The organism is Lactobacillus melliventris (assembly GCF_042679465.1).
GTDB lineage: Bacteria > Bacillota > Bacilli > Lactobacillales > Lactobacillaceae > Lactobacillus > Lactobacillus melliventris.
On sequence record NZ_JBHTMT010000001.1, the window covers coordinates 237,538 to 262,814 of the forward strand.

A 25,277-nucleotide genomic window follows, 5' to 3' on the forward strand; every position below is an offset into this window, starting at 1 on the left:
AGTAATTTCTTTCACTGGCTTTTTTTAATACCGAAAACAGATTTGGTTATAAAGCTTGATTCTATTCATTTGCTCTTTTTCAGGAGGATTTGAAAAAAGACTTTATTTTTTTAAATTAGAACTTGGACACCTTTTGAATACTTTTTCCGTATAAAAGTCTGTAATAGTAGCAATTACAGAGCAAAATAAAAGGAGAGTACAGGGATTAACAATAAGGTTTCATTTGGTTTATGATTGTCTAGAATTACTGATATAACAACATTTTCGTCTCTTGAATTTTTTCTTTTTATAGTTCTATGCCGTGCGAATGCCGTGCGTTTTTTTACTCATAAGTTTAATGCCATAATTGAATTAATAGCATCATTTTTATTTTTCTGCGTTAAATGCGTATAAATATCTAGTGTCATTTGTATATTTTCATGTCCCATTAACATTTGTACTGTTTTTGGTTTAACATTAGTTTCACTAATCAATAAAGTAGCAAAAGTATGTCTAAAGCCATGAATAGTTATTTTTTTCAAACTTGGGTTAGCATGGTAAACAGAAGTTAGCCAACTATCAGGTTTACTTAAAGTTAAATAAGTTCCCTTAGCAGTAGAAAAAATAATTTTTGATAATATTTTTTGTGATTTTTTATAATTTAAAAGATCATTTTTTAGTGCTAAAGAAATAGGAATACTACGTTTTGACATTTTACTTTTAGGGGACTGAATTATCACTTTATTTCCTAATCCGAGAGCAAGAGTGTGGTTAACATATAAAAGATTATTTTTGAGATCAATATCTTTCCAAGTTAATGCTAGAGCTTCTGATTTTCTTAATCCTGTAGAAGATAATAATTTAAAATAGGTATAAACTTTTAAATTATATTTCTTTGCAGTAGATAAAAAATCTTCCAATTCTTTTCTAGTATAAACATTATGTTCTACATCTCTACGAGGCCGCGAGGTGTTTTTAGGCATAATAATTTTACTAACGGGATTATCTTTTATATATCCTAATCTAATAGCATGTTCAAATAAAGTATTTAATTGTCTAACCACATCTTTATATTTAACAATCTGTTTTGCTTTTTGATCAGCAAACTTTTGAACAGTCTTTGCCTGAATAGTATCCATATATTGTTCACCAAAAATAGGCTTGATATGATTTTTATAAATTTGATAATTTTTATTTGCTGTTGACTCTTTAACCTGGCCTTTGTAGTTTTCAAACCATAAAGAATACATTTCATCTGTTTTTATTTGTTTAGGCTTTTGGTAACCTTGAGTTCCGTTAGCTCTTAATTGATCATAAGTTGTTTTAGCTTCGTTATAATTTGGAAATCCTTGTCGAGTAATATTAACCCGTTTACCATTGTCATCTAAGCCTAAGTATAAATGGAACTTAAACAAACGTTCACCACGCTTATTTTTATATTCTTTAATATGCGGATCTCTTTTCGGCATTTTTTATCCTTTCTAATATGTTATAATTAAGTATACAAAAGGGCATTGCTCTATTGTAATATTAAGCTTTTAAGAATTAGTTTTCCAGACAGGTTCTTAAAAGCTTTTTTGCTTTTATTTCAAAGTTATAATTTTATATTTTAGTTTTATGTCATTTGTTTTTAAAACAGATGCGGATTCAAGAGCTTTATATTTTACATAGAATTGTCCTGTTTTTGACCATTTGCGTAAACAATTATCTGGCAAATTATCAGGAAAGAGTCCAGAAGTCCAGTTTCTTCGAGTAAGAGTATAAAAATTATCTTTTAAAATTTCAACGGAAGAATTAGTACATTCAAGATATATCTTTAATCCGTCTTTATCAGTCTTAAGATTTTTATGAATTTCATATCCGTATTCTCCGCTGATAGATGCTTGGAAAAATCCATAATACTCCTTACCAGGAATTATGTTTTCAATATTCTTATCTTCAAAATCGATAGGTTTATTATTGCTGTTTTCAATAACTGTACTATCGACTGTTCTAATATAAGTAATCTTAAATTCATTGTTAGTTAGTTTCATAATTTTTCTCCTATAAAATATTTAATGTAAAGTATCTTCAGTAAATGAGTTACAAGTAACGATCGACATAGGTTTAATGTCACTAGCGTGGTGGACAAAGATACTTAGAAATAAAGATTGCTTTTCTTTTTGTACAACTCAATTGTATCATTAAGCATTCTAATAGGGATACCATACTCATAAATGAACTGAATTGGTTCTTCAAATGTATCAAATTGATTAGAAGCATATCCATAAATTAAATTAAGAGAGTATAAATCTGCTAGACGTTCTTCTGAATTAATTGACTTTCCACAGTAAAAAGCTCCATTAACATTGCCATTCATAATATGACCTATTTCATGACCAATAATAAAAGGTAATTCAAACTTATTTTTACTGTTTTGATTTATAACAATCAATTTCTTATCGGGTAAAGCTACTGATTGATAAGTTTGCTCTCTTCGAATTAAAGCGCAGCTAATACCATGGTCAAAAGCGTATTTTAAAAGGTATTTTACTAAGTCTTCCATCACTCACCTTTACCCTTTCTAATATCACTGTCCATTAAGTTGCGTATAACATCAAGATACTCCTTAGGCACCGGTTTGCCACGATATGAATAAACAGTTTCGTCATCCGTGATGTCAACATAAGGATGGCTTTCTTTATTTACAGTAGGTGAAGGATCATCGGTATTACCTAAAAGGTAGTCAGTTGATGTATGTAAAACTTTTGCCACTTTTTTTAAGTTATTGACGGTTGGTGATTGCGTTTTCCATCTGTAAATAGAGTTTGTCCCAATACCAGCTAAGTCATTAACTTTCGATAATGTCAATTTTCTTTTTTTAGCTAATTCTTTTATTCTTTCGAATGTTGTCATATCAAGGCTCTCCAATCCTTGACATAAAATATTATTTAAAACGCTAATTTTTTATTGACTAATTAGCGAAAACGCGTAATAATATATTTGTCAATTAAATTACTTATAAAATTAAATAAATAAAAAAGTATTGAATAGTATGGGGATACGTTTCAATGGTTTATTTATTACACTTTTATATTAGCGTTTACGCTAATATATGTCAACAAAATTTAGTGATTTATTGACAAAATTATTTACACTTTTGTTTTAGAAAGAAGGGAGTGAACTATGTTGCCAGCAGAACAGGCTTTAGCAGAAGCTAAGTCAAAGATTTTTAGTGCTATCAAAATTGAAATGATACGACAAGGCTACACAGTTTCAAGTTTGGCAGAGCTATTAAATGTTAATCGACCGACTCTTAGCTATGCAATTCACGGTGGGACTACACCACGTGATATTTCTGTTAGGAAGAAAGTTTATAAGGTTTTGGGAATTACTGAATAGATTGAAAGCAAAGTGAAAATAGGCAACTTTAAAAGACTTAAAAAGCTAACAATTAAAATTATAAGCATCTAATATTTAGCAATGAAAAATTCTTTTATCAAAAAGACTCATCAATGTTACTTGATAAGTCTAGTGATAAGCAAATTCATATTTAGTTTAATGGACAATCATTTATGATCTCATCTGCTCAGTTATTAGGTTGGTAATAACTTGAGAAGCTATGCTTTCAACCATAGAAATTGATACAGAAGCAAATTTATTAGTGATTTTTTTGGTCTTAGACCAAACTTTCTTATCGCGTATTGTATCTAAAAACTTATGACCATCCCATGTAAGTGCGCCTGTAGAATAATATGCAATATCGTTGTTAATCCATTTAATTCTGTCATGCAAATAGTTTGTTTCAGATAATTTTGCTAAAACGTATTTAATTTCTTCAGGCTTATAATCCCTAAGTTCCTTAGCATTTAAAAAATTATCTAAATATAAAAAAGTCCCAAATTCATATTTGTCCTCAATAAATAGCATTACGGAACGAACACAGTCTTGATTAAGTTTCATATAACCACCTTTTTAACTAGATGTCTTAATTATAAAGCTATATATAGTGGCATACAAGTACAGGAGATACAAAATGTGAAGCATGATTGAGAAGATTTTGGAAGTAAAAAAGAGTATTTATAGAATTTCAAAACCAAGCAGATTGCCGTTCGACACATTCCAAACTATAAAAATAACATTCAAATATTATTTAAAATGCTTGCAAAATAGTTGATGTGTTAGAAGTTAACTTAGTTAAATTTGGAAAGGAGGTGAATAAAGATGGAAGTAAAAGTTCCAATTAATATTCCCGATGATCAGCTGCTTGATGCGGTTGAATCAATTTTTAAAAAATACGGGCTAACTGAAAAACAAGACACGGTTTGGATGAATCAAACTAATGCTAGGAAATATCTTAATGTTTCCAAAGCTACATTTTACAGATGGGAAAAAGCAGGAAAAATCCCATACAGCTTAATAGAAGGAGTTAAGCGTTATTCAAAAAAAGAATTAAATCAATTAATGAACGAACACAGAGTATGTATGAGGTAAAAAATGTCAAGAATTTTATCAATGATTACTTCTATATGGATGCTGGAATTTTATCTTTTATATCATTCAAAGAATAAAAGAAAGTATGTATCTTATTCATGATTAGATGGTATTACATTAATTAATCTTCTTGAAACATTGTATTTAATGTTTTCAGGAATTTTTGGTTAGCAGAGAAAACGACTTTGTCAGCATGTTCAGTGGTTGCATCATTCCAGCCAGAAGTAGAAGTCTGCTGAATTGACTCCATAACTTCATTTACAATCAATACCTGGTCGTCATTTAAGTAAGGCATGACTTTGGCACATGAACTTAATGCAATTCTTTTATTTTCTAAACTGTGTGACGCTGTGTATGAATTAATCGAAGAGAGAAAATCAAGTATTAATGTTTGGTTTTTATTTTTAAATTGCTGTTTATTCTTACGTTTTTCATTTTCTCTAGCGAAATCTTCTTTTAGTATTTCTATTTCTTTAGTAGTTCGATTTGCATTTTTGTTGCTTAGATAACTAAAAAATGCTGAAACAATAGCAACAAGATAGCTAAGATATTGTGCCAATAATTGCCAGTCCATAAAAACACCTTCCTTAGAGATTTATTTTAAAATCTATTAAATTCAATTATATCAAAAAAGACGTTAGCAAATTAATACGTTGAAAAGAATTAAATTTAGAAAGTGAGTAAATACAAAATGACTAAATCAATAGAATTGACAATCCCGATAGATACTCTGATTGATGCAATTGACCAAATTATGCAGAAAAGAGGCTATGTACCTGCAGAATCTCTAGTCGGAAAAGCAATTAAAATGAAAGAGTTTTCCGAAAAATACTGCGGTAAGAAAGCTCCTAACTGGATTAGATTATTTATTTTTGACGAGTTTCCAGAAGTTAACGTTAAAAACGGTGGCTGGGTAGTTAACCCACGAAGAACGGAAGAGGGTAGCAAGACTATCATTTTTGAAAAGCCAGCTGCCGAGTGGATGGAAAAACATCGAGGCGAGATAGATTGGAACGCAAAGTTACCCCAATAGTAGAAAGGATATTGATTAAATGGCAGCACATTTTATACGCAGGTTTCGGCACTTATCCGAAAAGCAAAGGGTTACTAATCGCATCATTGCTAGTAGCAATTGCTGGTCTAGCATTAGCGATTTACGTCCTAAGTTTGCCGCCTTATCTGCCAGGGACAATTTGACACACAAAAAAGCCCGACTGCAATCGGACTCTTCAGTAATAATAAAGTATAAAGAATACTAAGGAGATTATAACATATGGAAGTAAAAAATGGTAATGAATTAAAGCAAGCTATTCATGATATTAATGCTCAAGAAGAATTAGCTGAAATTGCTAAAGAAGATCCTAATGCCAAATTGATTAATGACATGGAAAATTCAGTGATTTCAAGTTTAGTTACGGGAAGTAATGTTTATAAAAACAATATGGAATTTCTAAAGCATCGTTTAGAATTTAACCATGGCTCTCTAGATAAATTATGTGAAGAATTGGACTATGATCCGTACGATTTTTTAACAGATTCTTGTGATATTGATGATGGAGACAGTTTTTCATCAATAATTGAGTGGGCATACGGGAGTGAAAGGATAGGCGATGCTTTAAAATGAAACTCTTTGAAATAAATGATGCTATCAAAAAGGTAGCTGATAAAGAGGATATTGATCCAGATACACTAAAAGATACTCTTGATTCTTTGAAGCTAACTAGAGATGACAAACTGGACGGATTAGCTGGCTTAATTGAACGAGATACCGCAAACATCGATTTTTTGACAAACAAAATTAAGCAGCTTACAGAGCAGAAACATCATTACGAGAATCAGAAAAATAGTTTGCAAAATTACATGACAGAAGTAATCGACGATGCGGGTATTAAAGAGCTACATACTGAACATTACATCCTCAAGCCACGTAATTATAAGCAAAAGACCATCATTTCAGATGAACGTAAAATACCTAAAGTTTATATTGTGACAAAAGAAGTTTCATCAATAGATAAACGTAAACTCTATCAAGATATGAAAGATGGTCAAAATATACCGGGTGCACATTTAGAACCAAACAGAAAAACAACAATTAGCTAGGAGACTTTTATGTTGAATAAAGAATTTTTAGATTGGCAGGAAGAAACTTTTAAAGCAATTGAATTATGGACTATCCGTTTAAAAAACGAGGCTTTAAAGCAAGACACCTATAAAGGTGCGATTAATTACCTTGAAATAAATTATCCTAGTCCAATATGCACACATGAAGGATCACCCAGTGAGCAATTTCAATCAGTGATTAGATACATGTTTGAGGAAGCAAAAAAGATGGTTTATGACGAAGCACAGTTGCAGGAGATTAAACATGGAAAATCGAATTAAAGAGCTAAGACAAAAAAATAACCTAACCCTTGAAAAAACGGGCGAAAAAGTTGGCATTGCTAAAAACACTTTAAGTAGGTATGAAAGTGGAAAGCGCGAGCCAAAGTTGGAAGTGTGGCAAAAGCTGGCAGACTTCTTTGACGTCTCAGTTCCTTATATTCAAGGATTCGATGAACATAGGCCAAATAGAATTAAAAAATTACGTCAGTTAAAGAAAGTGAGCCAAGGAAATTTAGCTAAAGTAACAGGACTTACTAATCAAGCTATTAGCCAATATGAGAATGGAAAAAGAAATCCCAATGAAAAAGTTTGGCAACAATTAGCAGACTACTTTGATGTATCTGTACCGTATCTTAAAGGTGAAATTGATACGGAGTATTTAGGAAAAATAATAAAAACAATCTATTTAGTTGCTTGTAATAAAAGAGTTGTAATAAAAACTAAAAAGGAATCTATTATTGCTGAAAACGATAGATTAATTGCTATCACATCATTGTTACTTTTAATGTTCAAAGAGCTCAACTTAGACCATAAAAGTGAGAGCAGAGAGGCTTTTGAAAAGAATGCTAGCCTATTAGGCTTAAGCGGTGACGAAAAGGTTGATTACATTAAAAAAGCTTCAGTATCTGCCACTGAAGAAAACTATATGTATGACATTGAATGTGCTAAGGCACTAATTGATTTTTACGACAATTTATAAATATGTACGAATTACGATCTTATCAAAGCGATTTAATTCAGCGGATTACTAAATCAATGCAAAAAGGTCACCATCACATTATTGTGCAGTCACCGCCAAGAACGGGTAAGACAGTCGTAATGGCAGAAATTGCCAAGAGAACAACTGCTAAAAACAATCGCGTAATGTTTATTATTCATAGAAAAGAAGTATTGGATCAGGCTAAGGCTACTTTCAAAGCACAAGGTGTTAAGCCTAACTTAGCAACAATGGGCTTAGTGCAGACACTATGCAGGCGTGCTAATAAATTGCCAGAACCTCAACTTATTTTAATCGATGAAGGTCACCACGCTCTTGCTAAAAGCTACCAGAAAATACTAAACAAATTCAAAAATGCTTACGTATTGTTCTTCACGGCTACGCCAAGAAGAACAGGTCAGAAACAACTTGATCAGATAGCAGACGATATTATTGTCGGGAAATCAATTAAAGAATTAACTAATGACGGTTTTTTAGCACCGTTCAGATATTTCCAACCACCTAATGATTTCAATAGCAAATTACTAAAACGCAGTTCGACTGGTGACTACACCAACAAGTCTATGGATGAAGCAATGAGCACTAAAATCTTTGGCCATGTGGTTAAGCAATATCAGCGGATTGCCAAAGGAATGCAAGCAGTGGTTTACACCTATTCTATTGAATCAGCAAAGAGGGTAGCTCAAGAATTTAACGATGCAGGAATTTCAGCTAAAGAAGTTGACGGTAAAACACCAACGGTCGAAAGGGATGCAATTGTTGCTGATTTTAAAAATCAGAGATTAAAGATATTGGTTAACGTCAATTTGTTCACTGAGGGCGTTGATTTACCAAACGTTGACTGTGTGATTATGGCAAGACCTACCACATCACTAGCATTGTATTTACAATTTTCGATGCGATGCCTAAATCCTAGACCGGGCAAGACAGCAATAATTATTGACCATGCTAATAATGTGCAGAAATTTGGTTACCCAGATGATGACCGAGACTGGAAGCAGGCAGTGGTCAGTGGTACAAAATCTGTTTCAAAAATAAATACTGAGCCCGGCATGGCAATTATTACCTGCGATTACTGTTTTGCAGTTGTCAAAGCTAGTGAAGTCAAAGAAGGCAAGTGCCCCTTATGTGGTCAACCAATTAAAGTTCACGAGGCAAAACAGGTTAAAGATGTTGATTTAGTTGAAGCAAAAAATCGTAAAAAATTAATAGCGGAAATAGTAAAAAGCGACTTACTTAAAAAAGTCGCAAACATGAAAGTTAATGAGTTAACCTCACCAGCTGAACTTAATGCTTACGCAAAGTTGCATGGTTACAAGCAAGGATGGGTTTACTTTCAACTAAAGAAGAGAGGAATGATTAAGAAATGAGTTTTTTAGACAGGCAGGCGATTGAAATATCAATTGCAGTTGCAGAAGGTGACTATGACAAAGTCTTAAAAAGAAAAAATTTAATAGATACCTTTATCGAGATGTTGATTTTTGAATCAGAAAAAATGAAAGGATTAATCAAATGATAGTTTTACCAAAACCAAAAAAATTAGAACCAAAGGCACAGCCACACAACTTTTTTATCTGGGGTGCACCAATGAGTGGCAAAAGCTATTTTGCCAGCTTTTTCCCAAATCCGATTGTACTTAATACCGATGGGAACAGCGATCAGGGAACCGCACCAGCATTTCAAATTAGGAATTTAAGAGATAAGAATGGCAAACCAACGCAATTAGTTACCCAGCAATTAGACGATATTATCTTAGCTTTACAGACAGAAAATGAGCAAAGAAAACCTGAGGAGCAATTCAAAACAATTGTGGTAGACGTGATAGATGACATTATCGTTATGCTTGAGCAAGCAATTTGCTTGGATAACAATGTTAAGTCATTAAGCGATATTCCTTACGGTAAAGGCTACGCATTATTCAACACTGCACTGCAACAGCTGGTGATGGATTTAAAAGCATTGCCAATGAACATCATCTATATTAGCCGAGAAAATTCAATTACAGATGACAACACTGGTGCCACTACTTACCATCCTTCGCTAAAGACTAAATATTTTAATGTGGTAAATGGCAATTGTGATGTTGAAATCAGAACTAAAAAAGTCGGTGATGGCTTTAATGCTTCCTACTTTAGAGAAGTAAAAAGCTTAAGAACACAATACAATCCGAAAAATATTACAGACCATCGTATTTTAAAACTATTGGAAACATGCAACGGAATTTTTAAAAAGGAGACTAAATAATGAGCTTACTTGATGCAATGAACGAACTGAAACAAAAAGGTTTTAACCCGAAAGATGGTAAGGAATACAACCCATATGAGCCGATACCAGATGATACCTATCTTATGAGTTTTGACAATGCGACTCATAACGCCAAAGGTGACCGAGATTTCTTGATGTTAACTTTTAGCGTTGTCCAGGGTGAATATGAAGGCAGACAAGAATCGATTTTTCCATCACTTGCACAAACAAAAGCTAATGGTGATCCAATGCCTAACTCAGTGATTGCTAGAAGCATTTCTGAAATTCAAATTATTGGTGAAACTCTTGATAACCCGGTACCCGACAAGTGTTTTGCCTTTGAAAATGAAACAGAAGCTTATGAAGCTATTGCTAAAGCATTGCAGCCAGCTTGTGGCAAAGTTTTAAAAGTGACTATTAAAACTACTCCTAATAAGAAGAATCCCCAATATCCTTTTAGAAATTATACATTTGAAAAGCAGGAACAACCAAAAGTAGCTGATGCCAAAGATCCATTTAATGGCACTGGTGATACTATAGATATTAGTGATGACGACTTACCATTCTAAAAATAAAAATTAATAGGTTAAATTATGCAACTAGAAAATCTAGTCAATTATGCCATTAGCTATGCAGCACATGGATTTTCTGTCATTCCCATTGGATCAAATAAACGACCGCTAATTAAGTTTGCCGATAAGCCGCCACTTTCAGGTGATGAAATTAGAAAGGTCTGGCAACGCTATCCATTGGCTAACATCGCTCTTAAAACTGACAAGTTTTTCGTGATTGATGTTGACCGTCATGGTGATGTTGATGGCTTACAATCAATTCTTAACCTGAATCACAACGAATGGTTTAAAGACACTTTGCGAGAGAAAACTGCTCATGATGGTTATCATTTCTTCTTTCAAAAGCCTGCAAAAGAGAATGTGACGCAATGCATTGGCCTATTGCCAGGTGTTGATTTGAAAGCTCATGAAAATAATTATGTGGTAGTCGCTCCTAGCAGAATAGATGGTAAGTCCTATCGGTGGCTTAATCACAAGCCCATCAGACCAGCTCCAGCTGGTTTGTTGGAATTAATTCAAAGCAAGTCTAAGCCAGAAAAAAAGACGATTTTAGACTATAAAATTGCCAGTAAGACGCAGACTTCAAAACTATTTGAATTAATTGTCAATGGCTTAGGCGGTACCGGCAGACGCAATGATACTCTTACCAGCTTTGTCGGTGGGCTATTATACCGCGGTGTTGATCCAGCTGCAGCAGCTAAATTGGCATTAATTGCAAACACTAATACAACAGACAGTCTTCCGCTAAATGAAGTGGAACGAACAGTAAATTCAGTAATTGTAAAAGAGATTAAAAGAAGGGGGATTGAATGAGTGACGTTATTAAAATCAATGAAAAAAATGCTGAGAAGTTACGTAAAACCACCATTGAACTTGAACGTCAAAATAATGGTGCCGTTAAAACTACTAGCGTTAAAAACGTAGTAATGATCTTATTGCATGATCCCAATCTTAAAAATCTATTTCGATTGAACGAATTTACCCAAGAAATAGATGTAGTTGATAATCGCAAGTTAGAAATTAAGAATATTGGCACTGTCATAATTAGCAAAGGGCAATATACAGATCAGGTTACTAACTCAGTAGAATTATATATTGAAGCTCGATCCGATTATGAGCACGCTACTTTTAAAAATGTGATTATCGAGCAAGCAATAGATAATGTCGCTTACATGAATTCTTATAACCCAGTGATTGATTATATGGATAATGCATATAAACATTGGGACAAGAAACGAAGGATTGATAATTTTTTCCCTGAATATCTTGGAGCCAAGAAGAATGCGACCACAACACTAATTACTCGGACGTGGTTAATGGGAGCCGTTGCCAAAGCTTATGATCCTGAAACTAAATTCGATTATGTTTTAGATTTAGTGGGTGGCCAAGGAGTCGGTAAAACTTCAATCCTGAAAAATATTTCGCCTATGGGACTATATACAGACCAGTTTAATACTTTCACTAAAAAAGACGATTTCGAAGTGATGAAAAACGCTCTGATTGTTAATGATGATGAAATGACTGCCAGTAATGATGCGAGTTTTGAAGAAATCAAAAAATTTATTACCATGCAAGATTTCGAATATCGTAAGCCTTATGGTCATAAGCCTTTGCATTTCAAGAAAAAATTTGTCATTGCAAGAACAACTAATGAAGTTAGGCACTTGCGAGATCGTTCAGGCGATCGGAGATTTTTATCAATTTACGCTCATCCGGACAAACAAACTAAGAATCCTGTGACCGATTTGACCGAGGATGTAGTGCAGCAGCTGTGGGGTGAAGTGGTTTGGTTATATAAGAATGCAAAAGATCCATTTAGATTTACGCCAAAACAAGAAGCTTTGTTAAAGCAAAATAGAGAAGAATTCCGCTATACATCAGGTCTTGAAGATAATTTAATGGATGTTTTAGAGAATAAATTTAAAGGGCAGAAGTTTATTCCTAACCGGGAATTATCAGTTGCTTTATTTCAAGATCCTAACGCTTTATCAAGGAATAATAAACAGACGCGTGATATTCGTTATTACATGGAACACATGGGTTACAACACAAGTGCTGTAGTTAAAATTAATAAAAAAGCTGTAAGAGGATTTCAAAAGTTACAGTAAGTTACAGTAAAGTTACAGTAACTGTAACCGCGAAATCGCTTGTGTAAGTAGGTAACAGGGGTACTGGTTACAGTAAAACAGTAAATATTAATAAAACTTTTTATTTATATAATATATAGCTTTCATAGCTTTAAAAAAAGTTTTTATGAAATTTACTGTAACCAGTAAATTTTGATAAGCAAAACCCTTGAATGAGTAAGAAAAGAATAGGTTACAGTAACTGTAACCGGAGTGTAACTCTTTAGGAAAATATTATGGAATTGATTAAAGGAAATTTAACTGAAAATCTTATTGTGATGGGAAATTGGAGTGATAAAGATGAAATTTAAAGATGGGAAGGTAGCGAAAATGGAAAATAAAAAAAACGCCACACAATCCGATAAAATTGGTACGTTTAAAATGGCTAAAAATGGAGAATTGGTTTGGGAAGATTCTATTTAAAGACATATAGTTTTTACAGCTAAACAGGTCGAAGCAACCAAATTTTTAATTAATTTTGTATAACGATTTGAGTTAGTTTTTTACCAAAAGTTGTGAATTCTATAAATCCCTTTTCAATAGTGGGTTTAGAGGTTGTATTTGATAAAGTAAATAAATTACTCCAACTTAAAAATTCAGGTGATTTTTTAGCAGAATCATAAAATAACTTATTTGTATCATGGGTCAAATAATCGTCATCGCTTTGATTAATTATCCCTAGCGAAACAAGACTATCTAAACTTAGTTCATTTTGAAACCAAGAAGCTGTTGATTTATCTGGAGCAATAAAATGATCTCCATCTTTATGGCCTGAGCCATCATCCATTCGGCTAAAAAATATAACAGTAGGTATAGAATTCAAATTATTAGTCGAAATTTGCATAAGAAACTTAGCATCTTCTGGACTGAATTGTGATAGAACATTTGAAAATCTAGGTGATAATCCTTGATTTTTCCTTTTGTCTATAGAAGCAGCAATAAGCTTGGCAAACATTTCTCTTAAGTTATCATCACTTATTTGATATTTAGAGTCCTCTATTGTTTTCATAGCTAAGTTTATTTTAGAAGAATCCCTATTTTCTTCAGGAATTTTATTTACATTATCAATAATTGACTGTTTAAATTTTCTTATATGTGCATTTGCCCATGTTGTTCCTATGTTTAATGGCGATAATAATAATTCTGAAATACCACCCAAGGTATCACCAATATTTTTAGCAGTAGAATTCATTAATAGTTCTTGAGTATTTTGAGGTAAAAAATTAAGTGGATTTTTTTGATCCATAAAAAATCTCCTTTTAAAAAATCAATTAAACACTAGATATATGTATTATTATACACGAAAGGCACAAGATGTTGTGGAATAAGATACAAATTATTTTGAACAAAAAGCATTGGTCTTTAGCAAAATTAGCCAGGGAATCTAATGTAAATTATGAAACATTGAAAAAATATAAATTTGCTGGGCAGGAACCTAGTTTTAGTAAAGTATGTAAAATTGCTGATGCGTTAAATATTAGTTTAGATGAATTGAGGTAACCATCATTGGAAGATATACCGGTTTTGAAACTAAGCTATAAAAAAGTATATGACAGACGTGTTTATCTATGGCATGTGCCTGATGAATATGAATTAGGTGATAGGTAAGCACTTTTAATCCAAGACTGAAAGGACTAGTAAATGACAACAATAAAGATGAATGACGGTAGAACTCAGTACGAAGTTAAGGAAGATTACTACAAAGTAAGAGATGATTTACAGATGCTAACTCAATCTTTTATCGAACTTACGGATACTCAATTGGGCAAAGTTCTACTAAATGTAAACGATATTTTATCTGTTAGGGCAACAAACAATGTCTGAACACGAAATACAAAAACAGATCATGCGTGAATTATCAATGCATCATTGTACTGTGTTTAGAGCTAATGTGGGTAAAGTGCTGATGAAAAATGGCAGGTGGTTTGATACCGGTTTGCCTAAAGGACATCCAGATTTATATGGCTTCAGATGGGTAGACAATCAAGTATTTTATATAGAAGTAAAATCAAAAATTGGTAAACCTAGAGGTGACCAGATTAGATTTCATGAATTTCTATTATCACATAATGTGATACACGGAATTGCTCGTAGTACAAAAGATGCTCGTATGATTGTGGAAGGAGGCTTGGTGGGGTATGGCTATCCCGTATAATTTAATCCATAGCTTAGAAAATGAATATGGAACATTATCATTAGTACCAGATAATAATTTAACCTTAAAGTCTATTCAAAAATCGCTTTATAACAATGAAGAAGAAATTATTGACGCTAAAATCACTACCTTAATTAATGAAGGTTATTCAATCAAAGAGGTAGCAACAGAATTAAACTTTAGCCAAAATAAGATCAGATCAGCTGTTAATCGTTTAGGATTAGAAGTTAAACCATATTTTAAATATGTAGCGATAAATCGAAAAACTGGACAAAAAATATATAGTAAAAACTTTAGTAAATACCGTGTTATCACACATCAGCCTTTACAATTTATATCAAGTGCAAGACTTTATTTAAATAAAAAAGGATATTATTTGAGAAAATTCCGTAAAATTGTCCGTTTTAAAAAGTTAAAATCCGGAGATAAGTATTTTTGTAAAAACAAAATTTATACCAAGGAATAGAAAGGAAAAGAGCTGTGGAAGAAAACATTGATCTACCTATTGATATTGATCAGAAAAAAACCGCTCAGAAGGTACGTGACTTTTTCAAATTTAATTTTGAACACTACCTAATTAGAGCTGGTTATCATCGTACAGATCTTAGCAGTCCACAGCTCGATCCTACAGGTATCATGAGTCATAGTGGCAACTCAGCAGAGAATAAAATGGCTACTATTTTTGAAGCACAAGATAAATGCCAAGCAGTTTATCATGCCATTGATCAATGCGCTGATAGTTCAAAGCAGCCATTTAGAACAATTCTAAAATCACTTTATATTGAAGAACTTACTGATTGGCAAGTGGCAGCCAGGGTGCAGTACAGTGATTCTAGGTACAGTGACTTAAAACGTTATGCTTTATGTCAGTTTGCAGACACAATTGATACTTGGAAAACAATTTATAATGTAAAAATTCCAGAACTTAAGGTATTTAAAAATCGGGTCAATATCGGGCCAGAATCGGAGAAAGGTCGGATTGAATAGGTGTTATATTGATAGCATCAAGAATAAAAAATAATTCTTGAATGTGTATATACAAAAGTGGCGATAGGTTCGAATCCTGTCGTTGCTATAGCAATAAGCAACTTTCTCAACGCGCGCACGGATCAATGGGAAATGTAAGATAAGACGGCATGTGCATTATTTAGCACGATGAGTCTTACACTTATTGCAATATAGGGGCGTGGCAGTAAGTAACTGCATGTGGCGATCGTACAACACAAGAAACACAAGTTTTAGGTGCAAGTCCTAACGTTCCTCTAGGCACGCCATGACCTTAATACATGTTTATTTAGGATAATCTATAATATGTTTTCAGAGTTTAATATTAAATATTAAGTGAGCGTGTCAAATTAAGTATGGATTAATTGATAAGGTAATCAAATTTTATAATGAAGAGATTAGACCTATCAGTGATCCATATTTTTATGTCTAAAGAAACATAACGTAAAAAGCCATATCTAAGTAAAAGATATGACTTTAAAATTAGTTCTCAAATGCTCTAATGGTAGTAGCGGTAAGATCTATTTCGCTAAGCTGATTACTTCCAAATGTAAGATCAACTAATCCATCAACTTGTAATGATATACATACTCTTCTTATTTTATTAGGAGAGAAATTAGGAACTAATTTTTGAAGTTGATCGCGATTTATTCGTGTATTACGTCTTCTGGTATTAGTCCCTTTATTTACCTCTACATAATTTTTATAAATAGCGTTCATTAGCTGTGCTTCATCTGGATCTAAATACAAATCATCAAACATTATTATGCCCCCTTTCGTAATTGATTATCTCATATATATAAACATTATGCGTTTTTAATTTGATGAGTTTGACCAATGATAGTAATAATTTAATTCCTTTTAATCTCAATAGTTGTAATTATTAAACACTCGGGTAAGTAAAACTAGTTAAAGCTCCTTATAGAGTGTTTTTTATTATATTCATCTCAAAGAAACTAGCTTTAAAAGCTAGTTTTTTGTATGATTGCTTTGAGGTGATTTTAATTGACAGATGATAAAAACTTCTATTCACATGGAGAATGGACAAGAGTAAAAAATGGTCGTATTAATTATGATAAAAAAACTTGTCAAGTTTGTGGTAGAAAGTATAAAGAAACCAATAAATTTAACGTTGATCACATAATTATGCGTAAATTGCTACAGGAAGATCAGTGGTATGATAAAACGAATTTGTGGACGCTCTGTACATGTTGCAATGGGATTAAACAAAGTCTTGAACATATTTTTAATGACAATCAATTACAAACAATTACAAAATCTCAATGGATTAAACTTATTAGAAATAACAAAAATTATTGTAAAGCAAAATGTCAACATTGATTTTTAAATATTGCAACTAAATTTAAAGCACTCATTAGAGTGCTTTTCTTGTACACTAAATTAGGAGGTGGTGAAATGATGTGAGTGAATTAAGAGGCAAGCAGCGTAAGTTTGCTGATAATTATATAAAAAGCGGCAATGCGACAGAAGCATATGTTAATGCTGGTTATAAAGTTAGAAGTAATGAAACTGCTAGAGCTAATGCTAGTCGGCTGCTAACAAATGCTAACGTAAAAGCTTATATTGAAAAACGGTTAGAACAGCTTGAATCTGCTAAATTAGCAACTGCTCAAGAGACTTTAGAGTATCTCACGTCAGTTATGCGGGGCGAACAAACAGAGACAGTTGTGACCGCCAAAGGTCTTTATAAAAATGTTGAAGTGTCGGCTAAAGACAGGATAACTGCAGCAAAGGAACTGCTTAAACGTTATCCGATTGATCCATTGTCTAAGATGCAACTACGTAAGATCAATGCAGAAGCCGATTTGACTGAGGCACGTGTGAAGGCTATGCAAGGAAATAATACTACACAGGAAGACAAAGTGGCTAAGATGATGGGAGAACTGCAAGATGCGATTAGAGAAAATACTGGCTAAGCATTTCACACTCAAGCAACAGATGGTTCTAAGTCAGTTTGTCAACAATCATTATTGGAATTTAATGATTAACTATGGGGCAGTTCGTTCTGGTAAAACCGTGGCTAACAATTATTGCTTTATTTTGAGTCTATTAAAAGTACGAGAGTTGGCCAAACGTAATCGAATTAAAGATCCACTTTATATCCTAGCCGGAACTTCCAAGAAGAATATTTTTAATAATGTTTTAAATCCACTATTTAATGAGTTTGGATTGGCTCCAGAACAGGATTCAATTGGTAACTTACACTTGTTCGGTGTAACGATTGTCTTGGCCTACACGGGCTCTGTTCGAGGTATTAGTGGTGTTCGTGGCTCTAGTGCATACGGTGCTTACATTAATGAGGCATCCCTAGCTAACGAGAGTGTGTTCAGTGAAATCCTTGATCGTTGTTCTGAGGGTGAAGGTCGCGTTATCTGCGACACAAACCCTGATATTCCAACACACTGGCTTAAAAAGAATTATATTGATAATGCATCGCCTTATATCATTAGTAACCATTTTGTCTTGGACGATAATACTTTTCTGAGTAAACGCTATATTGAAAATAAAAAAGCAACGACACCTAAAGGAATGTTCTATGATCGTTCTGTTTTAGGGCTATGGGTAACTGGACAAGGTGTTGTGTACAGTGATTTTGATGCAAAAACAATGGTGATCAAACATGAAAAAATTCCTTCTGATCTTACTTATTATTGTGGCGTTGACTGGGGCTTTGCTGAAGGACACAATGGCGTGATTGTCGTATTTGGCGATGATAATAAAGGCAATACATATTTAATTAAAGAGTATACGGCAGTTCACAAGTATATTGATTACTGGATTGATGTAGCTCACGATATTCAGAACCAATACGGCAGAAATGTCACTTTCTGGTGTGATTCTGCTCGCCCAGAATATGTATCAATGTTCCAACAGGCTAATGTTCAAGCTACTAATGCTGATAAAACAGTAATGACTGGTATTGAATCGGTTTCTAAACTGATGACTACTGGTCATTTTTTTATTAATCAACAAGGAATTGATCAGTTTTTGGATGAAATCTACCAGTATGTTTGGGATTCTGATAAAGGTGTCCCACTCAAAAAGAATGATGACGTCATGGATGCAATGCGTTACGCAATTTATAACCAGCATAAGCAAGTTGAAAACCAGATTATTGGCAATATTTACCTTTAAGGAGGTGTTGCAATGGAGAATATAATTGGACGAGCATTAGTAACTAGAAATGGTCAGTTTCTGTTTCCAAAGGGTCAGGAATTAACTAATGATGAGTTGTTTGGCTTTATCAAATGGAATTCCGATAAGATGCAGCCTAGGTTAAGAGAAAACATGAAGATGTATCTGGGTGAACACCCAATCTTAAAGCAAGCCAAAAAACAGTTTGGTCCAGATAATCGGCTAGTGGTTAACAAAGCAAAGACAATCGTTGACACGTTCAACGGTTATTTTATTGGAATTCCACCATCCATTCAGTTGGACAAGGGTGAAAACAATGATAAGCTGCAGGATTGGCTGAATAGTGTTTCTTTCATTGATAAGTTGAATGAGTTATCTAAACAAACTGATATTTACGGTAAGTCCATTGGTTTCGTATATCAAAATGAAGATTCAGAGACGCGGTTTAACTATGTTAGTCCTACTAAAGCCTTCGTTATTTATGACGATACGGTTGAAAGAGAGCCGCTTGCCTTTGTCAGATATGAGTATTTTAAGAATGAGTCAGAATGGCAGGCTAGAGGAGCAATTTACTATGCTGATCAGGTTTACCGATTTGATAGGAATCAAATTAGCCCAGAAGCTATCGCCAACCCATACAAGATGGTGCCAGCAGTTGAATTCTATGAGAACGAAGAACGCCAGGGAGTATTTGAACAAGTCAAGTCTTTAATCTGTGCCTTAGATGACGGCTTCAGTCAAAAAGCTAATCAATTGGCATATTTTGACATGGCTTATTTAGTAATGATGGGAATCAATCTAAAGACCGATAAAACAGGTAAACCAAAGATTGATATTGCTAACAATCGCTTTCTATATCTGCCTAACGTGACACCGGGTTCAAACCCTAAAGTAGAATTTCTGTCAAAGCCTGCTGATGATGAGATGCAGGAAAACTTTATTCAACGAGTCAGTGATGCAATCTATGAAGTATCAATGATTCCTAATTTAAATGATGAGAATTTTGCCGGTAATTCTTCGGGTGTAGCTTTACAATTTAAGCTATTAGCAATGCAAGATAAAGCAAATTCAAAAGAGCGCAAGTTTGTGCAATCTTTAAGAAAATTGTTCAAAATTGTTTTTTCGGTAGGTCAAGTTTTACCTGAAACAGACAAGAATGCATGGAAGAACTTGCAGATTCATTTCACTAAAAATGTACCGTCTGATGTTGCTGCAATGATTTCTGCTGCCAAGGATGCAGAGGGATTGGTATCGCAACGGACTCAGATGAAATTACTGCCCGGCATCGTTGATGATCCAGATGATGAAATTGCAGAAATCAAGAAGGAAAAGGCTGAAAACATCAAAAATGCTCAGGAAGCAGCAGGCTCTCTACCGGACTTCATGAAGCAACCAGAAGATGCTGGTGATGATGATGGTCAATAAGCAGAACAAATATTGGGCGGATCGAGAAGCGGCAGAAAGGGGGTGGCAGGCCCAGCAGGAAAAGAACCTAGAAGCCTACAACAAGCACTTGGCCGGATTGTATCAGAGTACAATTGACGAACTTAACAAGGAAATCAAGGCTGATTTAGCTTATTCAGGCGGTAAAGTGGTCACCGCTAAAGCGATTAGCGAATATGAAACCTTGGCCCAGCAAGTGGTCGCTAAGGCCCAAGTAGCAATGGCAAAGGGAAACCATGTAACCAGGAAGAACTTTAGCAAGGACGTCAACGATCGACTCAAAGTCTATAACGCAACCATGCGGATTAATCGCAACGAGATTTTGAAGTCGAAGATTGGTGCGCATCTAGTAGACTTAGGAATTGATCAAGAAAGTTCTCTGACCAAGAAGCTGTGGAATGACTACGTTAAGGAAAAGGAACGCCAAGCTCAAATTCTTAAGATTAGTACAAATAACAACCTTTGGAGTTCGCAAGAAGTTCAGGAACAAATTTATCGACAAGTGGCTAATGCGGAGTTTTCATCACGAATCTGGGCCAACGTAGATGCTTTAAAGGGTACGCTTGACGGCTTGGTATCAACGGCAATAATACGCGGTGACAATCCAAGGGAGATGGTCAAGTGGCTAACGGGAATGGTTTCTGATTCATTTGTAAATAGCAGGTATGCTGCTGAACGTTTAGCACGGACAGAGACAGCTAGAGTGCAAGTACAAGCTGCTAAGGCAATATTTAATAAATATGGCTACAAGTTTGTTATGTGGTATGCAGAAGGACAAGCTTGCAGGGTTTGTCGTGAGATTGCAGAAACTGACAGCAATTGGGGATCAGGAGTATATCGTCTAAGAGATGTTCCCGATATTCCAGTTCATCCCAACTGCATGTGCAGCATTGGTGCCTATTGGATTGATGAAGAGAAGGCACTTGATGACAATTTAAGTGATGAACAGCTGGTAAGCAGGTATTTAAATGACAATTTGAGTGAAAAGTTGGGTACAGAAGATGCTACTGCTTTGGCTAAGATTTTAAGTCAAGCACCAGATGACATTAAGAAAGTATGGCAGATGTATCATGGCCAGCTTAAACTTGATGCTTACCCTAAAGGTGGTGGTACTAGTTTTTATCGACCTGATCAAGGCGTCACTATTTATCAAAAAAGTATGAATCTTCCTAATGATATGAAATACTATCAGAAGAAATATGATGTTTTTTTCCACGAATTTGGTCACATGATTGATTATTTGGCGGGAGATGTTATTCCTAATACTCCTATAAACGGATTTGTAAAAGAAGCAAGTGGTTGGATAATCGATAGCATTGATAAAGATTGGGATAAATTAATTGATAAAAGGTACCAAAAACTGGTAAAAGACTTAAAATTTAGTAGAATAGAAGGAAATAAAGCCGAAGTTGCTAACCATCCGGGGTATTGGTTAAAGGTAAAAAAAGATGGCACACCATATGCTTCATCTCTCAAGCAGATAAGAAAAGATGCTACTGTGCAACTGGTTCAAGAAATAGCTCATGATACAGAACAAATTTCTTCACAGGATAAGGGAGATTTATCAGATATTATGAGTGGCTTAGGTTTTGAATACCCTTTAGGAGTTGGTCATAGTAGATCTTATTGGCGCCAGGCTGGTAAGAGTGGACGAGCAACTGAAGCTTGGGCTGAATTGACCGCTGCTACGATTAATAACCCTGGGTCTGAAAAAATCATAAAAAAGTATTTTAGAGATACGGTTGATAAGTATCATGAAACATTAAAGGAGATCATAAAACATGGAAAAAAGTAAAATCATGGAACTTTATCATGACTGGGATTCAGCCGTCATTGCGGCACTTTCGCAGTATGTTGATAAATTTCACAAACCTTGGCCAGTTTATGGTCCTCATGATGTTGAATTAATTGATTATTGTATAAAAAAGAATGTTTCAATTGATGATTTGTCAACAAATGATCTAGTTTATAAAAAATATAATCCAAAAAACATTATTTATTAAACCAAAAACGATTATAAAAATAGTCGTTTTTATTTTGCCTAAAATTTGAAAGGAGAAAAATGGAAGACGAAAATAAACAAGTTACTGATCAAGAAAATGGTTTAGATGTTAAAAAAGATAATATTAGTAAAACTAAAAGCGAAGCAACGGTAACTGAACAAATCGAAAAAATGCGTAAGCGAATCGATCGTGAGTCCAATCAAAAAAATCAGTATAAGCAGCAGCTTGAGGATTCACAAAAACAGATTGAAACTTTGACAGAGAAGTTGAAGTCAGTGCGTAATGATGAAGAAGGTAATGACAAAAAGAATAATAATTCAGACTTAGATAAAGCAATTAGCGAAAATGAAAAATTAAAGGCTCAATTGATTCGTAGGGATCAAATGGACACCGTTTCGCAACAATTTAATGAAGCAGGCGTAGTTGTCCCTAAAGATATATTAAATCTTGTTGTGCCTGCTGGGATTAATGAAAAGCAGGTGTCCACAAATATGAAAGCCTTGAGTTCGTTTTATGACGCTATTGTTAAGCAGGTTAAAAAGGAATTTTTAAAATCTGAAACGCCGCGAGTAAATGGCAATGATAATAAACCTTTTGACAGGTCAGAACTGAGAAAAATAGACGATCCGGCAAAGCGGGTTCAATTAATCAAAGAACACTTAGATGAATTTTAATGGAGGAATAAAATAATGACAAAAGACAATAATGTGATTACAAGTGCAGATTTAGTTGCTCAATCAATTGATTTTGTGGAGCAATTTTCAGACAACGTTAATACATTGCTGACTGCAATGGGTCGTGTGCGACTGCACCCGATGGCCAACGGATCCGTTATTAAGACCTATAAAACGGACGTAACAGAAGCAGCTAACAGGACGGTTGACGAGGGTGAAACAATTCCGTTAACTAAAGTAACGCGTGCAGTTGATAAGACATACGAATTGTTATTAACTGACAAAATTCGTAAAGTAACATCTTTTGAGGCAATTCAGCGTGATGGTTTTTCTCAAGCCGTCACTTATACTGATTCAAAGATTTTGAGCATTGCGCAGAAAAATGCCAAGAAGGACTTTTTCGACACTTTAAATAGCAAATCGACTACTAATACTAAAGGTGAAGGCTTACAAATGGCAATTTCCACCGGGTTAGGAAAACTAACAGGACTATTTGAAGATGTTGACAATGTAGGTACAGTAATTGCGTTTGCTAACCCTGACGATGTTTACGCATATCTTGGTGGTACGCAGATTACGACCCAAAATACCTTTGGAATGAAGTACCTACAGAACTTTTTAAATGTTGATGTGGTGTTCTTAACCACTGCAATTCCTGCTGGTAAAGTTGTTATGACTGTAAACAACAATATTAATTTCTATTATGTTGATATGCGTGGCGATGCTGGCAGAACGTTTGGAATGCAAGTTGATCAGAGTGGTCTGATTGGGATGAAACACAGCCAAGTTGATGAATCCTTGACGTACCAGTCAGTTGCAACTGGTGGATGGTTAATGCTACCAGAACGTACTGATGGAATTGTTACGGCTACAATTACTGCTCCTAAAGTACCAACTGGTACCGATGCAAGTAAAAAGGCTTAGTAGATAAAAATGACTGAACAACTTGTCAAACTAAAAATAGCCTTACAGTTGGAAGACGATAACTGGGATGAACTCCTAAAACTGTATCTAAGTGATGCACAAGAATTTCTCAAATTAAGATTGTCTTTGACTGATGATGACGAATTACCGAATTCAATGGAAGCAATAGTACGGGGAGCCGCAGTCAAGAAGTTTAATCGTTTAAAAAACGAGGGAATGTTAAGCTACAGTCAGGATGGAGAATCAATTACCTTTCATGCGAATGATTTTGATGAATGGAAAGATGAAATTGAACAGTGGCGAACGGATCGCACTGGTGTGAACCAAGGAAGTTGGATTAATCCTTATGAGGTTTGATACAAAAATTACTTTTTACCGTAAAGTTGATATTGATTATAATCCTAAGACAAGCAAACATGTCTACAAATTGATTAGCTGGCAAGAATGGGCCAATGTAACCGACCTAGGTACCGCTTCACAAGTTGAATTGTTAGGCAAAATAGAACAAGGGGTTAAAACAATTCGTTTAATGCAACAGCCTTCAAATTGGGATTACTTGCAAATAAAAGATAGCTCGACCAGGTATCGTTTTAATAGCAGTATCAATGCTTTAAAGGGATATGCGATGATTGTGGGACAGGATAATGGTTAAAGTTAAAATAGAGGGCCTTGAAGCAGTTACTAAGGGCTTAAAAAGCAAGAAGGCAGATATGCAAAAAGTTTCGGACTTGGTAAAAAAGCATGGTGCAGGATTGTCAGATAAGACACAACGCAATATGTTAAGTCAATATCGTGGTCACTTCGAGGGTAATAAATTTGTTAAACCAACTGGGGCAACAAGGAGGAGTTCAGTCGTTCAAATTGAAGACAACGGTTTAACCGCCAAAGTTCAACCAGGAACAAAATACTTTCCATATCTTGAATACGGCACTAGATTTATGGCAGCTAGGCCAACTTTAGGTCCAGCTTTTCGTATTGAGGCACCTCTTTTTCAAGAAGACGTTAAGAAGTTGATTGAAGAATGACAGCAAACTTAGAATTATTTAACAGCTTGTTTGAATTTGCAAAAAAAGCTATTGGCTATGATACTTATGATTCGCTGCCAACCAAGCAGGTCCCTTATCCCTTCATTGTTTTGGGCAATATGGAGGACTCACAGGTCAATCTAAAAACAGATGTGGTGGGCAGAACGGCAATTACTGTTCATATTTGGGGAAGTGAAGAAATGAGAGGAGAAGTAACCAATGCGGTGGGGAAATTACTTCTCACCAAAGAAATCGAGTCTGCTAATTACAGATTTCAAACAAGATATAACAAAAATACAAGTCAGATAATTAATGATACAAGTGTGGCCAATACAAAACTAATTCATGGTATAGCAACACTTGTTTTTGATTGGTTTAAAAAATAGAAAGGAAACTAA

Annotated in this window: 39 protein-coding genes; 31 read left to right on the plus strand and 8 right to left on the minus strand. The window is 34.3% G+C overall.

The window, feature by feature from the left end; translation table 11 throughout:
- Positions 1–326: 326 nt before the first annotated feature.
- The 4 genes from ACFQ32_RS01140 to ACFQ32_RS01155 all read right to left on the minus strand — a co-directional run bounded on the left by ACFQ32_RS01140 (position 327) and on the right by ACFQ32_RS01155 (position 2,874).
- Entirely contained in the window at positions 327–1,448 is a 1,122-nt protein-coding gene (locus ACFQ32_RS01140) for a tyrosine-type recombinase/integrase (protein ID WP_046324977.1), read from the minus strand.
- A gap of 114 nt (positions 1,449–1,562) precedes the next feature.
- Complete coding sequence (locus ACFQ32_RS01145; protein ID WP_046324976.1) at positions 1,563–2,012, minus strand: hypothetical protein; 450 nt, start codon at positions 2,010–2,012, stop codon at positions 1,563–1,565.
- Between the two features lie 104 nt (positions 2,013–2,116).
- Entirely contained in the window at positions 2,117–2,524 is a 408-nt protein-coding gene (locus tag ACFQ32_RS01150) for a hypothetical protein (protein ID WP_046324975.1), read from the minus strand.
- Positions 2,524–2,874 (minus strand): helix-turn-helix domain-containing protein, encoded by a 351-nt coding sequence (locus ACFQ32_RS01155; RefSeq protein WP_046324974.1) that lies wholly within the window; start codon positions 2,872–2,874, stop codon positions 2,524–2,526. The genes ACFQ32_RS01150 and ACFQ32_RS01155 overlap by 1 nt, the downstream gene beginning before the upstream one ends.
- Positions 2,875–3,144: 270 nt before the next feature.
- Here ACFQ32_RS01155 and ACFQ32_RS01160 point away from each other — a divergent pair, with 270 nt between their 5' ends.
- Entirely contained in the window at positions 3,145–3,360 is a 216-nt protein-coding gene (locus tag ACFQ32_RS01160) for a hypothetical protein (protein WP_046324973.1), read from the plus strand.
- Positions 3,361–3,531: 171 nt separating this feature from the next.
- On the opposite strand, the gene ACFQ32_RS01165 is transcribed toward ACFQ32_RS01160, so the two are convergent.
- Positions 3,532–3,921 carry a DUF2513 domain-containing protein gene (locus tag ACFQ32_RS01165; protein WP_046324972.1) on the minus strand — a complete coding sequence of 130 codons (390 nt, stop codon included), beginning with the start codon at positions 3,919–3,921 and terminating at the stop codon, positions 3,532–3,534.
- A 261-nt stretch (positions 3,922–4,182) separates the two neighbouring features.
- Between ACFQ32_RS01165 and ACFQ32_RS01170 the strand changes: the two genes are divergently transcribed.
- Positions 4,183–4,452, plus strand: coding sequence for a helix-turn-helix domain-containing protein (locus ACFQ32_RS01170; protein WP_046324971.1), 270 nt, complete (start codon positions 4,183–4,185; stop codon positions 4,450–4,452).
- A 121-nt stretch (positions 4,453–4,573) separates the two neighbouring features.
- On the opposite strand, the gene ACFQ32_RS01175 is transcribed toward ACFQ32_RS01170, so the two are convergent.
- Positions 4,574–5,026 (minus strand): hypothetical protein, encoded by a 453-nt coding sequence (locus tag ACFQ32_RS01175; RefSeq protein ID WP_046324970.1) that lies wholly within the window; start codon positions 5,024–5,026, stop codon positions 4,574–4,576.
- A 117-nt stretch (positions 5,027–5,143) separates the two neighbouring features.
- On the opposite strand from ACFQ32_RS01175, the gene ACFQ32_RS01180 reads away from it, so the two are divergent.
- The 13 genes from ACFQ32_RS01180 to ACFQ32_RS01240 all read left to right on the plus strand — a co-directional run bounded on the left by ACFQ32_RS01180 (position 5,144) and on the right by ACFQ32_RS01240 (position 12,917).
- Positions 5,144–5,485 (plus strand): DUF771 domain-containing protein, encoded by a 342-nt coding sequence (locus ACFQ32_RS01180; RefSeq protein ID WP_046324969.1) that lies wholly within the window; start codon positions 5,144–5,146, stop codon positions 5,483–5,485.
- Positions 5,486–5,496: 11 nt separating this feature from the next.
- Positions 5,497–5,649 carry a hypothetical protein gene (locus ACFQ32_RS01185; protein WP_167334241.1) on the plus strand — a complete coding sequence of 51 codons (153 nt, stop codon included), beginning with the start codon at positions 5,497–5,499 and terminating at the stop codon, positions 5,647–5,649.
- 76 nt (positions 5,650–5,725) lie between these two features.
- Positions 5,726–6,076: a hypothetical protein gene (locus ACFQ32_RS01190; protein WP_046324968.1), complete on the plus strand. Its 351-nt coding sequence runs from the start codon at positions 5,726–5,728 to the stop codon at positions 6,074–6,076.
- Complete coding sequence (locus tag ACFQ32_RS01195; protein ID WP_046324967.1) at positions 6,073–6,552, plus strand: siphovirus Gp157 family protein; 480 nt, start codon at positions 6,073–6,075, stop codon at positions 6,550–6,552. The genes ACFQ32_RS01190 and ACFQ32_RS01195 overlap by 4 nt, the downstream gene beginning before the upstream one ends.
- 9 nt (positions 6,553–6,561) lie before the next feature.
- Positions 6,562–6,834: a hypothetical protein gene (locus ACFQ32_RS01200; RefSeq protein WP_046324966.1), complete on the plus strand. Its 273-nt coding sequence runs from the start codon at positions 6,562–6,564 to the stop codon at positions 6,832–6,834.
- A complete protein-coding gene (locus ACFQ32_RS01205) occupies positions 6,818–7,534 on the plus strand; it encodes a helix-turn-helix domain-containing protein (RefSeq protein ID WP_084619558.1) in 717 nt (238 codons plus the stop codon). Before ACFQ32_RS01200 ends, ACFQ32_RS01205 begins: the two co-directional genes overlap by 17 nt.
- A 2-nt stretch (positions 7,535–7,536) precedes the next feature.
- Entirely contained in the window at positions 7,537–8,922 is a 1,386-nt protein-coding gene (locus ACFQ32_RS01210) for a DEAD/DEAH box helicase (protein WP_046324965.1), read from the plus strand.
- On the plus strand, positions 8,919–9,068 hold the full coding sequence (locus ACFQ32_RS01215) for a hypothetical protein (protein ID WP_167334240.1): 150 nt from the start codon (positions 8,919–8,921) through the stop codon (positions 9,066–9,068). Before ACFQ32_RS01210 ends, ACFQ32_RS01215 begins: the two co-directional genes overlap by 4 nt.
- Positions 9,065–9,796, plus strand: a complete 732-nt coding sequence (locus tag ACFQ32_RS01220) for an AAA family ATPase (protein ID WP_046324964.1) — start codon at positions 9,065–9,067, stop codon at positions 9,794–9,796. The genes ACFQ32_RS01215 and ACFQ32_RS01220 overlap by 4 nt, the downstream gene beginning before the upstream one ends.
- Positions 9,796–10,365 carry a hypothetical protein gene (locus ACFQ32_RS01225; protein ID WP_046324963.1) on the plus strand — a complete coding sequence of 190 codons (570 nt, stop codon included), beginning with the start codon at positions 9,796–9,798 and terminating at the stop codon, positions 10,363–10,365. Before ACFQ32_RS01220 ends, ACFQ32_RS01225 begins: the two co-directional genes overlap by 1 nt.
- Before the next feature lie 24 nt (positions 10,366–10,389).
- On the plus strand, positions 10,390–11,181 hold the full coding sequence (locus tag ACFQ32_RS01230) for a bifunctional DNA primase/polymerase (RefSeq protein ID WP_046324962.1): 792 nt from the start codon (positions 10,390–10,392) through the stop codon (positions 11,179–11,181).
- Entirely contained in the window at positions 11,178–12,476 is a 1,299-nt protein-coding gene (locus ACFQ32_RS01235) for a virulence-associated E family protein (RefSeq protein WP_046324961.1), read from the plus strand. The genes ACFQ32_RS01230 and ACFQ32_RS01235 overlap by 4 nt, the downstream gene beginning before the upstream one ends.
- A 318-nt stretch (positions 12,477–12,794) precedes the next feature.
- Positions 12,795–12,917 (plus strand): hypothetical protein, encoded by a 123-nt coding sequence (locus ACFQ32_RS01240; protein WP_280513153.1) that lies wholly within the window; start codon positions 12,795–12,797, stop codon positions 12,915–12,917.
- A 49-nt stretch (positions 12,918–12,966) separates the two neighbouring features.
- On the opposite strand, the gene ACFQ32_RS01245 is transcribed toward ACFQ32_RS01240, so the two are convergent.
- Entirely contained in the window at positions 12,967–13,740 is a 774-nt protein-coding gene (locus tag ACFQ32_RS01245; protein ID WP_052724652.1) for a DUF4393 domain-containing protein, read from the minus strand.
- 68 nt (positions 13,741–13,808) lie between these two features.
- Between ACFQ32_RS01245 and ACFQ32_RS01250 the strand changes: the two genes are divergently transcribed.
- The 4 genes from ACFQ32_RS01250 to ACFQ32_RS01265 all read left to right on the plus strand — a co-directional run bounded on the left by ACFQ32_RS01250 (position 13,809) and on the right by ACFQ32_RS01265 (position 15,636).
- Positions 13,809–13,994, plus strand: coding sequence for a helix-turn-helix domain-containing protein (locus ACFQ32_RS01250; RefSeq protein WP_046324960.1), 186 nt, complete (start codon positions 13,809–13,811; stop codon positions 13,992–13,994).
- A 316-nt stretch (positions 13,995–14,310) separates the two neighbouring features.
- Entirely contained in the window at positions 14,311–14,649 is a 339-nt protein-coding gene (locus ACFQ32_RS01255) for a VRR-NUC domain-containing protein (RefSeq protein ID WP_046324958.1), read from the plus strand.
- A complete protein-coding gene (locus tag ACFQ32_RS01260) occupies positions 14,633–15,115 on the plus strand; it encodes a hypothetical protein (RefSeq protein WP_046324957.1) in 483 nt (160 codons plus the stop codon). The genes ACFQ32_RS01255 and ACFQ32_RS01260 overlap by 17 nt, the downstream gene beginning before the upstream one ends.
- 14 nt (positions 15,116–15,129) lie before the next feature.
- Entirely contained in the window at positions 15,130–15,636 is a 507-nt protein-coding gene (locus ACFQ32_RS01265; RefSeq protein WP_052724651.1) for an ArpU family phage packaging/lysis transcriptional regulator, read from the plus strand.
- Positions 15,637–16,137: 501 nt separating this feature from the next.
- Here the strand turns inward: ACFQ32_RS01265 and ACFQ32_RS01270 are convergent.
- The gene (locus ACFQ32_RS01270; RefSeq protein WP_046324956.1) at positions 16,138–16,416 is read right to left on the minus strand and encodes a hypothetical protein; all 279 of its coding nucleotides are present in this window, start codon (positions 16,414–16,416) and stop codon (positions 16,138–16,140) included.
- Positions 16,417–16,659: 243 nt separating this feature from the next.
- On the opposite strand from ACFQ32_RS01270, the gene ACFQ32_RS01275 reads away from it, so the two are divergent.
- From ACFQ32_RS01275 to ACFQ32_RS01330, 12 genes are all read left to right on the plus strand, one after another.
- Positions 16,660–16,995 carry an HNH endonuclease gene (locus ACFQ32_RS01275; protein ID WP_052724650.1) on the plus strand — a complete coding sequence of 112 codons (336 nt, stop codon included), beginning with the start codon at positions 16,660–16,662 and terminating at the stop codon, positions 16,993–16,995.
- Between the two features lie 80 nt (positions 16,996–17,075).
- Positions 17,076–17,591, plus strand: a complete 516-nt coding sequence (locus tag ACFQ32_RS01280; RefSeq protein ID WP_046324954.1) for a terminase small subunit — start codon at positions 17,076–17,078, stop codon at positions 17,589–17,591.
- Positions 17,566–18,810 carry a PBSX family phage terminase large subunit gene (locus ACFQ32_RS01285; protein WP_046324953.1) on the plus strand — a complete coding sequence of 415 codons (1,245 nt, stop codon included), beginning with the start codon at positions 17,566–17,568 and terminating at the stop codon, positions 18,808–18,810. The genes ACFQ32_RS01280 and ACFQ32_RS01285 overlap by 26 nt, the downstream gene beginning before the upstream one ends.
- Positions 18,811–18,822: 12 nt before the next feature.
- On the plus strand, positions 18,823–20,235 hold the full coding sequence (locus tag ACFQ32_RS01290) for a phage portal protein (protein WP_046324952.1): 1,413 nt from the start codon (positions 18,823–18,825) through the stop codon (positions 20,233–20,235).
- Entirely contained in the window at positions 20,219–22,048 is a 1,830-nt protein-coding gene (locus ACFQ32_RS01295; RefSeq protein ID WP_071290282.1) for a hypothetical protein, read from the plus strand. Before ACFQ32_RS01290 ends, ACFQ32_RS01295 begins: the two co-directional genes overlap by 17 nt.
- On the plus strand, positions 22,035–22,256 hold the full coding sequence (locus ACFQ32_RS01300) for a hypothetical protein (protein ID WP_046324951.1): 222 nt from the start codon (positions 22,035–22,037) through the stop codon (positions 22,254–22,256). The genes ACFQ32_RS01295 and ACFQ32_RS01300 overlap by 14 nt, the downstream gene beginning before the upstream one ends.
- A gap of 59 nt (positions 22,257–22,315) precedes the next feature.
- Positions 22,316–22,930 carry a hypothetical protein gene (locus tag ACFQ32_RS01305; RefSeq protein WP_046324950.1) on the plus strand — a complete coding sequence of 205 codons (615 nt, stop codon included), beginning with the start codon at positions 22,316–22,318 and terminating at the stop codon, positions 22,928–22,930.
- Between the two features lie 15 nt (positions 22,931–22,945).
- Positions 22,946–23,854 carry a hypothetical protein gene (locus ACFQ32_RS01310; RefSeq protein ID WP_046324949.1) on the plus strand — a complete coding sequence of 303 codons (909 nt, stop codon included), beginning with the start codon at positions 22,946–22,948 and terminating at the stop codon, positions 23,852–23,854.
- 9 nt (positions 23,855–23,863) lie between these two features.
- Complete coding sequence (locus ACFQ32_RS01315) at positions 23,864–24,211, plus strand: phage head-tail connector protein (RefSeq protein WP_046324948.1); 348 nt, start codon at positions 23,864–23,866, stop codon at positions 24,209–24,211.
- Positions 24,201–24,506 carry a hypothetical protein gene (locus ACFQ32_RS01320; RefSeq protein WP_046324947.1) on the plus strand — a complete coding sequence of 102 codons (306 nt, stop codon included), beginning with the start codon at positions 24,201–24,203 and terminating at the stop codon, positions 24,504–24,506. Before ACFQ32_RS01315 ends, ACFQ32_RS01320 begins: the two co-directional genes overlap by 11 nt.
- Complete coding sequence (locus tag ACFQ32_RS01325; protein WP_046324946.1) at positions 24,499–24,879, plus strand: HK97-gp10 family putative phage morphogenesis protein; 381 nt, start codon at positions 24,499–24,501, stop codon at positions 24,877–24,879. The genes ACFQ32_RS01320 and ACFQ32_RS01325 overlap by 8 nt, the downstream gene beginning before the upstream one ends.
- On the plus strand, positions 24,876–25,265 hold the full coding sequence (locus tag ACFQ32_RS01330) for a DUF3168 domain-containing protein (protein WP_052724649.1): 390 nt from the start codon (positions 24,876–24,878) through the stop codon (positions 25,263–25,265). The genes ACFQ32_RS01325 and ACFQ32_RS01330 overlap by 4 nt, the downstream gene beginning before the upstream one ends.
- The last annotated feature ends 12 nt before the right edge of the window (positions 25,266–25,277 follow it).